Origin of the sequence: Sphingobacterium sp. UBA1498 (assembly GCF_002325125.1) — a bacterium.
Classification (GTDB): domain Bacteria; phylum Bacteroidota; class Bacteroidia; order Sphingobacteriales; family Sphingobacteriaceae; genus Sphingobacterium.
In genome coordinates, this window is record NZ_DCRG01000032.1 from 442,244 (window position 1) to 455,995 (window position 13,752).

The 13,752-nt window shown below is 40.8% G+C and carries 13 protein-coding genes and 1 riboswitch; of the genes, 3 read left to right on the forward strand and 10 right to left on the reverse strand.

Translation table 11 applies throughout. The features are described from left to right. Nucleotides 1-200: 200 nt before the first annotated feature. The 8 genes from tenA to B3139_RS18715 all read right to left on the reverse strand — a co-directional run bounded on the left by tenA (nt 201) and on the right by B3139_RS18715 (nt 6,837). Complete coding sequence (tenA, locus tag B3139_RS18680; RefSeq protein ID WP_209574816.1) at nt 201-857, reverse strand: thiaminase II; 657 nt, start codon at nt 855-857, stop codon at nt 201-203. Further along, complete coding sequence (thiD, locus tag B3139_RS18685) at nt 844-1,683, reverse strand: bifunctional hydroxymethylpyrimidine kinase/phosphomethylpyrimidine kinase (RefSeq protein WP_293885042.1); 840 nt, start codon at nt 1,681-1,683, stop codon at nt 844-846. Before thiD ends, tenA begins: the two co-directional genes overlap by 14 nt. Continuing rightward, entirely contained in the window at nt 1,680-2,312 is a 633-nt protein-coding gene (gene thiE / locus B3139_RS18690) for a thiamine phosphate synthase (RefSeq protein WP_209574812.1), read from the reverse strand. Before thiE ends, thiD begins: the two co-directional genes overlap by 4 nt. Continuing rightward, the gene (gene thiM / locus B3139_RS18695; RefSeq protein WP_209574810.1) at nt 2,302-3,105 is read right to left on the reverse strand and encodes a hydroxyethylthiazole kinase; all 804 of its coding nucleotides are present in this window, start codon (nt 3,103-3,105) and stop codon (nt 2,302-2,304) included. The genes thiE and thiM overlap by 11 nt, the downstream gene beginning before the upstream one ends. Before the next feature lie 81 nt (nt 3,106-3,186). After that, nucleotides 3,187-3,279, reverse strand: a riboswitch (TPP riboswitch). A 65-nt stretch (nt 3,280-3,344) separates the two neighbouring features. Beyond that, nucleotides 3,345-4,181, reverse strand: a complete 837-nt coding sequence (locus B3139_RS18700; protein WP_293885043.1) for a VanW family protein — start codon at nt 4,179-4,181, stop codon at nt 3,345-3,347. A 277-nt stretch (nt 4,182-4,458) separates the two neighbouring features. After that, a complete protein-coding gene (locus tag B3139_RS18705; RefSeq protein ID WP_209574808.1) occupies nt 4,459-5,202 on the reverse strand; it encodes a dienelactone hydrolase family protein in 744 nt (247 codons plus the stop codon). 97 nt (nt 5,203-5,299) lie between these two features. Further along, complete coding sequence (locus B3139_RS18710) at nt 5,300-6,142, reverse strand: NAD(P)-dependent oxidoreductase (protein ID WP_293885044.1); 843 nt, start codon at nt 6,140-6,142, stop codon at nt 5,300-5,302. Nucleotides 6,143-6,207: 65 nt separating this feature from the next. Continuing rightward, on the reverse strand, nt 6,208-6,837 hold the full coding sequence (locus B3139_RS18715; protein ID WP_209574805.1) for a Crp/Fnr family transcriptional regulator: 630 nt from the start codon (nt 6,835-6,837) through the stop codon (nt 6,208-6,210). Between the two features lie 355 nt (nt 6,838-7,192). On the opposite strand from B3139_RS18715, the gene B3139_RS18720 reads away from it, so the two are divergent. The 3 genes from B3139_RS18720 to B3139_RS18730 all read left to right on the forward strand — a co-directional run bounded on the left by B3139_RS18720 (nt 7,193) and on the right by B3139_RS18730 (nt 11,559). Continuing rightward, the gene (locus tag B3139_RS18720) at nt 7,193-9,805 is read left to right on the forward strand and encodes a TonB-dependent receptor (protein ID WP_209574803.1); all 2,613 of its coding nucleotides are present in this window, start codon (nt 7,193-7,195) and stop codon (nt 9,803-9,805) included. Between the two features lie 100 nt (nt 9,806-9,905). Then, nucleotides 9,906-10,292 carry a hypothetical protein gene (locus tag B3139_RS18725; protein ID WP_209574801.1) on the forward strand — a complete coding sequence of 129 codons (387 nt, stop codon included), beginning with the start codon at nt 9,906-9,908 and terminating at the stop codon, nt 10,290-10,292. A 121-nt stretch (nt 10,293-10,413) separates the two neighbouring features. Beyond that, complete coding sequence (locus B3139_RS18730) at nt 10,414-11,559, forward strand: tetratricopeptide repeat protein (protein WP_293885045.1); 1,146 nt, start codon at nt 10,414-10,416, stop codon at nt 11,557-11,559. A gap of 58 nt (nt 11,560-11,617) precedes the next feature. On the opposite strand, the gene B3139_RS18735 is transcribed toward B3139_RS18730, so the two are convergent. Further along, a complete protein-coding gene (locus B3139_RS18735; RefSeq protein ID WP_209574797.1) occupies nt 11,618-12,457 on the reverse strand; it encodes a prephenate dehydrogenase in 840 nt (279 codons plus the stop codon). A 23-nt stretch (nt 12,458-12,480) separates the two neighbouring features. After that, on the reverse strand, nt 12,481-13,641 hold the full coding sequence (locus tag B3139_RS18740; RefSeq protein WP_209574796.1) for a pyridoxal phosphate-dependent aminotransferase: 1,161 nt from the start codon (nt 13,639-13,641) through the stop codon (nt 12,481-12,483). Between the last annotated feature and the right edge of the window lie 111 nt (nt 13,642-13,752).

A 13,752-nucleotide genomic window follows, 5' to 3' on the forward strand; every position in this document is an offset into this window, starting at 1 on the left:
GTTTCATTTTATTTTCCCATTTATCATTTCCAATTCACATAAACATGCACCTGATTGTTTTGTTGAACATATAGTATAATAGTAGTGCCAAAATTATTGATATACCTAAGGTGTTGATTCATAGTTGTATTTTTATGTGTTTCGGATTTCCTTAGTGCTCATTTTTGAACATAGACTGTTCGGTATCGGACAGTCTAGTTTTACCATATGCGCCCTATATACGCAGCTAACCAGAATTGATACTCTAATTGGGAAGCTGTTATAAATACTTGTCGCATCTTCTCCCGTTTTGTTGCAGTAGTTTCTGCAGCAATTTTATCAACATAATTTTTGGCTTTGATAACTCCCTGTGCAAAATCGTCACCGCTATAGGTTTCAATCCATTTGGAGTAAGGGTTATCAAGCGTATTTGCGGTCGACACAATGTGATCACCTACTGCTTTATAGATCCAGAAACATGGGAGTGTTGCAGCCATGGCGACTTCAATACTCTCGAATGCAGCTACGCTTTTGAGAAAATGGATATAATGATGGCAGGTTGGCTCAATTTTGCTACTGTTGTCTCCAGATGTTAAACCAAATTCTCGAAAGTAATTTTCATGCAGTGCTCTTTCAACAAGAAGTGCATTGCGCCCAAACTCGAAATAGTCCAATGCTTGTTGGTTGTCAGCGCTCTTTGCACCTATAAAAGCAAGGACACGACCAAATTCTTCCAAATAGAATGCATCTTGCCGCATGTAAAATTGAAATTTATCCAAGGGAAGACTTCCATCACTAAGCTCAACGATAAATGGCATAGCAAGTATATCCGAATAAATTGGTGTTATAGCATCCCAGGCATGATCAGTCCAGTTCATATTGCATAAGTTTAAGGGGGTTATGGAAGTGATTTAATGGCCCATTTCCTTTGCCAATGCGAAGATTTTTACTTCCCAAAATCGCCGCGTGTATATAGGATAATGCGATGTCTACTGCGCGATCGAGAGCAACGCCTTGTGCCAATTGGCTCGCAATTGCTGAAGAGAGCGAGCAGCCGGAACCGTGTGTATTTTTGCTGTTAATTTTTTGTGACTTGAATTCAATTGGAGGCTTTTGCTGTTGAAATAAGAGGGATGTTAACTCTTCACTCTGTAGATGTCCACCTTTAATCAGAACAGATTGACAACCCGCAGCCAGTAAACTATTTCCAGCTTTTTCCATCTTTTGAACAGTATGAATAGGTTCATCCACTAAGACACTCGTCTCATCTAAATTTGGTGTAATCAGTGTTGCTAAGGGGAAAAGACGTGTTACGCAGGCCTGGATGGTGTCTTCATGAATAAGTTTGTGTCCACTCGTCGATACCATGACCGGATCAAATACGATTGGTCCCTTATACGTTGATAAATAGTTACTGATGAGCTCTACAAGCTCAATATTGTGCACCATGCCTATTTTGATTGCATCTGGATAAATATCCTCAAAGATTGCATCCAGCTGATCTTGTACAGCCGAGGTAGGTATCTCATAAATACGTCTCACACCTTGCGTATTCTGAACGGGGAGGGCGGTTAAAACATTCATCGCATAGCAGCCCAATGCCGATATCGTTTTGGTATCTGCCTGTATGCCGGCTCCGCCGCTTCCCTCGAATCCTGCGATGCTGAGTATAGTAGGAACCCTATATTTTTTGTTTTTTGTCATTTTAGTAAGGCTTTTAATTGTGCACTGGCTTGTCTGGGATCGGCACTTTGACAGATGGCCGAAACAACTGCGATGGAATCTGCGCCCGCTTTCCAAGCTTGTTGTGTGGTGTGGAAATTCATGCTTCCGATCGCGATCAATGGCTTTTCGGTCCTATTCCGAAGGTGCTTTAAACCCGTAATTCCCCATTCGGTAACAGTATCTCTTTTGGTAGGTGTTGAAAAGATGGGACTTACACCAAGATGGTCGACGACTAGCATCTGTTGGCTCTCCAGCTGTTGCACAGCTTCTATGGACCATCCAATAGTTAATCTGTCTCCATATTTTTCTCGAATGGCGACTGGTTTGAGATCGTTTTGACCCACATGCACTCCCCAGGCCCCGATCTGTTGGGCAATTGCTGCGGCATCATTAATTACCAAAGGAATACCATAGTGATCGGTAATCTTTTTCAAGCGCATGGCCTTTGCTAAAAAGGTAGCGGGATTATCCGTTTTCTCTCGCAATTGAATCAGATCAACACCACCAATAATAGCCTCTTCGGCGACCTGAAGCCAATTTTTGGGATAACAATCCCGCTCGGAGATGACTAAATATAAAGGATATGGGAAAAGCGGATTAATGTGCATAGTGTTTGATCTTGAGACTTGATTGCAGACGTTCTGCATTAAGCCGATAGAGTTCATCATAAAGATTCAATTGCAGTGTGCCCGGGCCGCTGGCTGATTTGGCTGCGAGCTCTCCGGCCAGGCTTAAGAGGGAGACCCCTGCGACAGCAGCTTCAAAGTGGCCATCCGTAACAGCCAGGAATGCACCAATGAGTGCAGTAGCACTACAGCCAAGTCCTGTCACTTGCGTCATTAAGGGGTGGCCGTTATACACTTCAACCGTGTGTTTTTCCGAAAGAATATAGTCTACATTTCCAGAAATACAGATGATGGAGCCAGTATGTTGTTGCAATAGCTTTCCAAACCTGAGCGCATCTTTACTATCCGCGGTGCTGTCAACTCCCTTTGTATTCGGTTGGTTGGAATTGTACAGCGTTATGATTTCCGATGCATTGCCACGGATTACTGTTGGTTTTAGCGCTAGTAGGTTGGAAAGTAGGTCATTGCGAAATGCTGATATCCCGGCACCAACAGGGTCCAATACCCACGGTCGTCCGATGGTATTGGCGTGTTCCGTAGCGACCAGCATCGCTTCGGCTGTATGTTCACTTAAAGTACCGATATTAATGACGAGCGCTTGTGCAATGTCCACAACTTCGCGTACTTCCAATGGGCTGTGTACCATTACAGGGGATGCTCCTAAGGCCAAAAGTGCGTTGGCCGTAGTATTCATCACAACGAGGTTTGTGATGTTATGCACGAGCGGTTTTTCAATCCTCACCTGCTCCAATAAATTGATAATAGAATCTTCCATTCTTTTTGCATGTTAAGCTATATTCGTGTGGCTTTGAGGGAAGGAAGAGCGATGGGCTGTGCAGTATAAAGATATGCTGTACAGTGGATTGTTGCTTTTCCCTACGCCGGTATAAACCGAATCAGGTTCAAAGGGACTATCTCAATTCTATACAGAATACCCCCAAAGCCATCCCAAACTTAAACAAAAAAGTGGACTTTTCATATTAAAAGAGCGTGCATCATCATCATGAAAATGAATTACGCCTTTCGGTCGGAACTAATTTCAGTATATTCATCCGGGGTATAAGTAACCCGCGCAAAATTTTTGGTTAAAAGTTCTGTTTCTAAAATCTTTCCACCTTGAAATTTTAAAAACTTCTCGCGCCAGATCTCGTTCTTCCGAAAGAACTGATTGTCTATTTTAAGAAATTGGTGCTCTTTTTCAAATACATGGTACGCAAAATCCAGCTCTTGATCGATTCTCAATTCACCTTCTAAACATTTGTCGGTAAACCACAGATTTATTTGAAAGGTGTAAGGGGTATTGTTAGTGAACTGATAGTCCCGATAATTATAGAATACGGTAGCGCCACTACCGAAAGGTAGTACACGGCCATCGTCGGGAAAAGGATCAAAAGAGTGGTGGTAGCGTTCAGTGACCGTAAGCGGGCTGTGAATGACAAGCCAATGGATGAGATTTGATATTTGACAGATTCCACCACCAATGCCCGCTCGCGCTTCGCCGAAAGAAAGTTCCATTCCCGACAGATACCCTTTTTTTGCGGTAGGTAGTCCTACCAATTTACAAAATGAAAAAGTTTCTTGTGGCCTGATCAGAATGCTCGTGATCTGTGATGCTGCAATTTTCAGATTGGTAACTTTATTGATCTGCAATTGCATGTTGTTTTCGCCCAGTTTCTTTAACAATACAGACTGGTGTTTTTTAACGCGGAAGGGAAGTTTATCAGCTGATTTAACAGCAGCGTATTTTTTATCATCCAACAGCCAAACGGCTTTTCGGTGCATTCTTCGTGCCCATACCGCAAGAAAATATAGTATTGGATGACGTTGACTTATTAGTATTCTTTTTCTCAATTCGACCTTTTTTTTGCTTTCAAAATTAATCAAGAAATGTATGTGTTCACACTTTTTTTCTCCTTTTTTAAAAGTTTGTCCCGCGATTTGTCACACGATTTGCGACACGATTTGTCCTCTGGTTTTGAGGGCTTGCTATCTTTAGTGATTTTAAAGGATGGGGGATTGCGATGATGCTTTACAACAGCAATATCAAGAAATGAACAATAGTCGGATAGATTTTCAGCTTCGAATTATCATTCATTTGGAGAGATATTGCTGTTGTTCGTGTTGCGAGCTAGTTTAACACTTCTTTCAAAAATAATAACGTATGCGCCCAGGCGCGTTTCGCCATCACTGGATTATACTCTGGCGACTCTGGATTGGTAAAGGTATGTCCAGAATTTGCATAGGTGATTATTTGCCAATCTGCTTTCCCTTGGTTTAATTCCTTGATCAACCCATCGTAATCTTCTTTGGATACACTTTTATCGTCTGCAGGATGCTCAACAAGCACTTTTGTTTTGATAGCACCATTGGGTCTGTCTGCAGATTTGGATAGGCCGCCATGAATACTGACCACTGCATTGACGGGTAAATGCGCTCTTGCGGCTTCGAGCGCGCCGGTACCTCCAAAACAGTAGCCAATGATAGCAATCTTGTTGGGATCCGCTCCTTCTTTTTTTAGTTGTTCTAATGCTAGCGTGATGCGATGCTGATAAGCCTTATAGTCGGTTTTGTAATGTCCGGCTATTTTCGATGCTGCCGTGTTGTCTGAGGGAATGTTCCCTTCACCGTAAATGTCAGCAATGAAAGCAATGTAGCCTTCTTTTTCCAGTTGTAATGCGGCTTGTTTCGCTTCGTTGTCAATTCCCTTCCATGCCGGGAGAATGAGGACAGCTGCTCCTTTTTTTGCCGTATTGGCGGTAATCAATCCTTTGAGTTTTTGCTCACCATCTTGATACGAAATTTGTTTTAGTTCTTGCGCTTGTGAAGTCATGGTAACCATGGTAAGCAGCAATAGGGTCATTACTTTTTTCATATGTAAATAATTTTTCTGTCTATGTATTTGCAATCGTCGTTAGGCTATTATATTTATCCTTTTTGATTGGGTTACTTTTTGCTCTTGGCAACCTGAATCAAGACTTTATAGATTCAATAATGCCGATAACGTCGAGTTGTCCAAAACCGTTTTCATGCGCTTTTGCGTACGTCTCAAGCAGTGCTTTTAAAAGCGGATAATCGGCGCCAGCCTGTTGGGCCAGCCGGATATCTTTTAGCATAAGATCCAGTGCGAACGCTGGAGCGTAATTTTCTTCCACAAGCAAAGGTGTTTTCACTTTTGTCGCACCACTGCCACTGGCACTATCGTTGATAATTTCGAGCATTTGCCCCCGATTAATGCCCAATTTGTCTGAAAACAGGATCGTCTCCGCAAGCCCTTGATAAATGGTGGAAAGAAAATAGTTTATGGCAAGTTTGGCCGAGATCCCCTGGCCATTTTCCCCAAGATGTTTGATCGATTTGCCCATTTTCTCAAGGTAAGGTGTAGCGCGATGAACATGTTCTGATTCGCCACCGACCATAATAATAAGGGAACCTTCAGCCGCTGGTTTAGTACTGCCGGCTACAGGTGCATCAATAAAAGCCCCGCCTTTTTCTTTTAATTTCGATGCAGTAGAAATAGAGCCTTCGTGCGAGATTGTACTCATATCGACAAATAGTTTACCCTTGACATTGCAGTGAAGGATTTTTTCATATACATCGTCGACGGCATCATCATTCGTGAGCATGGAAAATATGATATCACTTTGATCGACGAGTTCGGCGATATCTTTTCTGATCAAATGCTCTTCAAAACCCAGTGTCTTACTGCTGTTTCTGTTATAAACAGAAAGCGGGAATCCGGCTTTTTCTAGATTTTTAGCCATGGGATAACCCATATTTCCTAGTCCTATAAATCCTAATTTTTCTATCTTCATCTAAAATAAAAATGATATGAATACCTTTCGAAATTTACTTATAGCTAAAGATACGAATGTTTTGCTCAATCCACTAATACCCTGATTTCGTTCCGAAGCAATACAATTTTATCCTCCTGTTCCAGCTTTTTTAAAATTCGGGAGACAACCACACGGGATGTGTTGAGGTCGGAAGCAATATCTTGATGGGTGAGGGTGAGTATTCGGTCATCATTCAGTTTTACCTTCGCCTGGAGATAGTTGATAATTCGTTCTTCCATATTAGAAAAGGCTAAGCTATCAATGGCTTGTAGCATTTCCTCCATGCGGCTTGAATAGCTTGAGATTATGAAATTTCGCCAAGAAGGATATTTTCCCATCCAAAGATTGACAAGTTCGTTGGGAATCATGGCCACCGTAGTTTTTTTCTCAGCACGTGCACGGATTTCACTCTTTTTATTTCCTAGACAGCAGGCAATTGACATCGTACAGGTTTGACCTCGCTCCAGATAATAAAGCAGCAATTCTCCCTGATCTTCGTCTTCGCGAACAATTTTTATTGCTCCATCCAAGAGCAGGGGCATGGACTTGATATATTGATTGGTATCGATAATGAGATCCCCCTCATTAAATGTTTTTATCTGCGCATTTTCCGCTATTTCCGTGATTAATGACGGTTCAAGAATTCCGCTATAAGCTTGTTGGATTGACAACATATTTTTCAGTTAGTTGAATGTATCTATAATATAACCTTATTGGATTGTTTGCAGAAAAAACTTTACTGCAAAATCCCCGCATGAAACTCAAAAAGGTTACTTATTCAAATAAGACAAAATTTTATTCCTGTTAAATTTAGTGTTTTTTCAAAAATATGATGAATACATTGTGTTTATTTTAGCCTTTTTTATTATCTGTTGCCCATTTTTTCAGGGAATCCATGTTTTTATAGGGAAGGCTAAAAATATTTTTTTACGTATCGAGATACGCTCGGACTTCACGCATGTTAAAATTAGTTAAAAAGACAATCAATTCCTAGTTTTGCAGCACAAAAACAAAACAATCACATCTACCATGAAAAAGTCTTTACTTTTTTTTGCCCTTGTCTTTGCTAGTTACGGTGCCGTTCAAGGTCAAACAGCAAATACTGGTTCAGTTTCAGGAGTTGTCAAAGAAGCTACTGGACAAACGGTTAAAGGAGCAACTATTAAAATTATCCACATCCCAAGTGGACAAGTAATAAGTGGCTCAGCCGATGCCGAAGGAAAATTTCAAATTTCAAATCTTCAAGAAGGGGGGCCTTATAAAGTTGAGGTCACTTATATCGGAGAAACGCCAGTTATTTTTGAAAACATCATGCTGAAATCGGGGGAACCGTTGAATATCAATCCAATTTTTACAGCTGGATCGTCAACGAATTTGGATGAGGTCGTTGTTGTTGGTCATGGGGTCATCGATATTGCTGCAGGTAGAAAGACGCCGATAGCTGTTTCAACGATCCGCAAGCAAGATCTGGAAGAGCGGGTTGGAGCGCAGGATATTACTTCCGCATTGGCAAATACGCCTTCCGTTTATATCACTGGCCAGGCAAAAGGGTTTGGTGAGTCTTCTATGACAACCCGTGGTTTTGATCAGTCCAATACCGCATTTCTGTTGAACGGCCAGCCGATCAACGGTATGGACAACGGTAGTGTCTATTGGTCAAATTGGTCGGGACTTACAGATATTGCGTCCTTGGTGCAGATCCAACGTGGGTTGGGATCCTCTAAGTTAGCGATTTCCTCTGTCGGAGGAACCGTGAATTACGTAACACAATCCACTGCAATGAAAGAAGGTGGTTTTGTGCGCACAACGGTCGGCAACGATATGTTTATGAAGGCAACAGTCGGTTACAATACCGGGCTCATGAAAAATGGTTTTGCTGTTTCCGCTATGTTAACACAATGGTCAGGTAACGGTTATATGGACCATACGGAAGGTGCCGGACAAAGCTATTTCTTGTCCGTTGGATATAAAGCCAACGAAAAACACAACCTGAACTTTATGGTAACAGGTGCTCCACAATGGCATAACCAAGGATATACCTCAAAATTGTCGAACTACCTTGCTAATGGCAGACGTTACAACGACAACTATAAGGATGCAAATGGCGTGATGATGAATGCGCAGAAGAATTTTTATCATAAGCCTGTAGCCAACTTAAACTGGGACTGGACGATCGACGATAAATCATCTTTATCTACCGTTGTATATGCTTCTTTAGCGGCAGGTGGGGGCCAATCTTTGCGGAGTGATAAATACAATACAGGTAAATATTTGGCTGCTGATGTGAACAATCACCAATGGTTTGGTATAGTTTCTAACTATAACCGTAAGCTCTCAGAATCCCTTAATTTTAATGTGGGCTTTGATGTAAGGGATTACAAAGGCACACACTATCGTAAATTGACCAATCCGCTGGGTAATACAAATGGTGTTGTATTAGGTGGTAATGTTAATTTTCCTAACAAACCGCTAGTTACGAACACCTATTCGACAAATCCATGGAAGGCGTTCTCCAGTAAACCTGATTCGCGTGATGAACGTTTAGCTTGGGATTACAATCAGTACATCCGTTATGGAGGTCTGTTTGGTCAATTGGAGTATGCGAAAAATGGCTTTACGGCATTTTTCCAAGGATCGGTTTCTGAACAGCAAAACAAACGTTCTGATTATTTTCAATATACACCGGGTAATGAGGATTCTAAAGAAGTGAACAACTTTGGATACAATACGAAAGGTGGTGTAAGTTATACATTGGGGCATCATAGTATTTTTGGTAATGCAGGGTATTATTCCCGTCAGCCATATCAAAACAATATTTTCATGAATTATGCAAATGATATCAATGAAAATGCCGAAAACGAAAAAATACTGGGTTTAGAAGCAGGCTATAAATTTGCTTCTCGATTTTTGGATGTGAACGTCAATGTTTACCGCACAACCTGGGAAAATCGTGTTACTGGAAGCTCAAGTTTAGCAACAGCAGATGATGTGAAAAAATATAACCCGACAAACGACCCTGGCATTTTGGTAGAGAGAGCCTATTTATATACAACAAATTACGGTGTTAAGCAGGTCCATAGAGGCGTAGAAGTAGATTTTGAAGCCCGTCCTGTAGAAAAGTTGAGTCTCACAGGATTTTTATCTATCGGTGATTGGAAGTACGATGGCGCAGTAAACTCGGTCGTGCGTAACGATAACCGCATAGAATTGGGACGCTCACAGGTAAACTTGACAGGTGAACATGTTGGTAACGCTGCCCAAACTTCCTATGGATTTGGTGCTAAATATAAGGTGTTTAAGGGGCTATCTGTAGATGCAAATTATAGATATTATGAGCGTTTGTACGCATCGAATTATCGCAGAGAAGTAATCGATGGTCAAACTTATGGGCGTTATCTGAAATTACCGTCTTTCAATCTTTTGGACGCAGGTCTTTCTTACCATCTTCAGGTGAGTGATAAGAACGACATAAGTTTCCGTGTTAACATGAATAATGTGTTGAATAAGTTTTATATTTCTGAAGCAACATCCAGCAACTTGGTCACAGATGTTAACAATTCTTGGAATGGTATAGATACATCCAATTTCGTTTTAATCGGACAGGGTAGAACGTGGAACGCATCGGTGAAATTTACCTTCTAGTAAATTTTACTCTAATTACAAAAAGCTCACAATATTTTGTGAGCTTTTTTTGTTTTTAAATAAAAACTTAATAATTTTAGGTGATCTAATTGTCAACCTGATGTTACATAAATTAATTTGTCTGGAAAGTTTACAGATCGGTACTGTCTATTTTTCTGCTTTTGTCGTTAATCTGGATGGTGGAAATACTGGCTTTGCTTTATTTATTAACCAGGAAAATGATCCAATCTTTATTTTTCGAAAAGAAAAGCACAATGAGGTTTCCTTCCATGTGAATGAAGAGCAATTCTTCTGGATTGTTAAAAACAGTCAATTTACGCCTGTTGAACGTCAAAACTTTTTTGCCGAATTTGTCGAATTTTTGCGTTTGATGGAAGAAAAGGTTTCCAATTATGTTTTCAAAAAGGAAAAGTTAATCCGGTTTACCAATTCAAGAGATATTATCCGATATAAATATTTGTACCTAACGGGAGAAATTCATGGATAAGAATATCTAAATAGGGGAATTGATCGCTGGTTAAATTTCTTTTGTAATGAAATTTAGCTTAGTTTTGAGTATGAAGCATATGTTTTCGAATCTAGCTGTTATTCTTCAAAACAATACTCTTGTGGAATCAGATTTTACACTGCCAGTACCCATCCTTCTTGCTAAGTTTTCTTTTTTGCCCATTGCATCGTTTTTTCCTCAATCTTGTCCGCCTTTTCCGTCTGATTGGCTTTCTGCAGTTGGCGATCGCGCTCTTCGATGCCTATTGGAAGGGTTTAATATTGGTATCCTTGGAAACGGTAATCCTGTTGCTTTGTTTGAGGAGGCCATTGATTTGACTAATCACGCGCTTGCCTATAGCTACTTGGGACTTTATTATGTTAAGATAGGCACTTATGACAAGGCCATTGAAACGTTCACTAATGCTATCGAGCACTTTCCAGAAGAACCATTTTTCTATGCCAGCCGTTGTTTAATCTACAGACAGATCGAGGAAGATGAGGGGGCATTTTATGACTATCAGATTGCGAAGAGACTGGATTTTAATTATCATAGTGTATTGGAATGGCAGGAAAATCAGGCTGAATTAACTTACTTCGAGGCTGAAAACCTGGTTATTCAGGAGCTGGAATCAAAATCTCAACAGCTAAGTAAAGACGAGATAAATTCACTGGGGCTTGAATATGTTCATTCCTATAGCTATCTAAAGGCGATCAATCTTTATTCCTGTGCTATTGTTAATTCTGAGGGTGGCGATAGTAATCTTTTTGTTTTCAGGGGAAGTTTGTACCTGAAATTGACCTGTTTTGAATTGGCGTTGTCTGATTTCAATCAGGCCATCGCCCTTGATAAGAACCGAGCTGCTGCTTATATATTTCGTGCAAAAGTTTTTGAATCTTACCGCAATTACCAGAGTGCATTGCAAGACTATGCTCAGGCAGAAGAAATCGATGGTAATTCGTCGATTGTGTATGAAGAAAGAGCCTCTTTATTCGAGCGTTTGGGTAATTTTAAGGAAGCATTACTGGATTTTGACCGCCTTGTAAGCCTCAATCCGGAAGATTTTTATGTGTATTCATTGCGAGCCGATCTGAATGAAAAGCTCGAGAATTTTACGGAAGCGCTGGCAGATTATTCCAAAGCGATCGATCTGAATCCATATTATTCTGATTTGTATTCTTATCGTGCCGCAATTCGCGAAAAATTGGGTGACGCTGTCGGAGCGAGAGCAGACTTGGATAAGTTCAATGAATTTGAAGATGAATAAACAAGGCCGACCTGAGTAGGGGCCTTGTTTATGCGTACTGTTTTCTAGTGCTAAACCCTTATTTGATAATCCTTTTTATTTTATTGGAACGGGTAATGAGTTTGTGTAATTTGTCATAGTCCTCTGTGGCAATAGCGTCATGCAAGGATTGAAGTTGCTTGATATGCTCTTCGAGCACTTCGAGTACGTTTTCTCGATTCTGCTTGAAAATAGGTGTCCACATATCCGGTGAGCTTTTGGCCAGACGAACCGTAGATTCAAATCCGGAGCCTGCAAGTTCGAAAATACGTCCTTGAGATTTTTCTTTTTCCAATACCGTTAAGGCAAGTGCAAAAGAAGTGAGATGGGAGATGTGGGATACATAAGCGGTATGTACATCATGTTCATCGGCATTCATAAAACAACTTCGCATCTCCAGTTGGTCCGTAATAGCATCGGCGATCTCGAACGCATCCTCATCGGTTTTAAAGGCTTCGACATATACCATCATTTTGCCTTTGAACAAGCCGGCTACAGCTGCTTCCGGTCCCGAATATTCTGTTCCGGCCATTGGATGGGCTGCTACATAACGCCCCCGGTTAGGATGATTCTTAATTTTATGGAGAATATTTGTTTTCGTTGATCCCATGTCAATGACGACTTGATCGGTGACCAGATCCAAAATTTGAGGAACAACATGTAAAATGGCATCGACAGGAATCGTGAGCACCAATACTTTACACTTCTTAATCGCGTCTTCCAGGCTGGCTGTTTCGTCGATAAAGCCGATTTGCATCGCTTTATCCAAGTTTTTTTGACTCTTATCTACACCGATTATTTTGTCGCAGAATTTTGTTTCTTTTAGGCGAATGGCAGCGGAACCGCCTATTAAGCCTACGCCGACAATGGCTATGTTCATATATAAACAATTATATTAAGTTCTTAGAAGCTATCTTTTATTCGTTGGATTGATTCTTTGAGTACATCCACAGTGGCACAAAGGCTAATACGTATGTATTGATTACCTCTATCTCCGAAAATTCCTCCCGGTGTAATAAATACCCGTGATTTTTCCAAAACGGCATCACTCAGTTCGTAACCGTCCTTGTATTTTTCGGGAATGCGGGCCCATACGAACAATCCTACTTGATCTTTTTGATAAGAACAAGCTAACAAATCCATAATCTCATAAACCTGTTGACGTCTTTCCGCATAAATCTTGTTTAGGTCAGCATACCAAGATGCGTCCAATTGCAGGGCTTTTGCGGCAGCCAGTTGCACAGGTAAAAACATGCCCGAATCCATATTGCTTTTGAAACGGAGAACTTGGTTTATACGTTCTTCGGCGCCTATGAGTACACCAATTCGCCATCCAGCCATATTGGAAGACTTGCTCAGCGAATTTAATTCAATGGCTACATCTTTCGCTCCTGCAATACTCATGATACTTTTTGGTGTATCTGTCAGGATAAAGCTATACGGATTGTCATGACAAATCAGTATGTTGTGCTCTTTGGCAAATTGAATCAGCTTCTGATAGAATGCATCAGGTGCGGATGCACCTGTAGGCATGTGTGGATAGTTTATCCACATCAATTTAACCTTTGACAAGTCCTGTTTTTTGAGCTCATCCAAATCAATAAGCCAATTCTTCTCTTGTGTTAGGTTATAGGTAATCGCTTCGGCACCACTCAGCCGTACGGCTGCAGCGTAAGCGGGGTATCCAGGATTGGGGATAAGAGCTTGATCTCCTTCTTGAAGATAAGTCATGCAGATGTGCACAATCCCTTCTTTTGATCCAATTAAGGGAAGTATCTCTGTATCTGGATTAAAAGTTGCATGATAATAACGTTGATACCAATCCGCAACGGCTTGTCGTAGGGCAGGAGCACCTTTATAATTTTGATAGCCATGCGCATTTGGGAGTTGGGCATTCGTACTTAATGTCTCGATTACCTCCCGATGCGGGGGCAAATCTGGACTTCCGATTCCTAGATTGATCACGCGCATACCCTGTTTATTTAAATCATCTATTTCCCTTAATTTTTTGGAGAAATAATATTCTTCGGTGTGCTGCAATCTTTTGGCAACGTCTATTTGCATTTTATTTTACTAAATATGGTGTTTGAATAAGGCTAAATTAGGGAATTATCCATTAAAATGAGATTTTTTTATCGATTTTTCAAGCAGAGCAGGTTGAACGCTTTTGTTCTT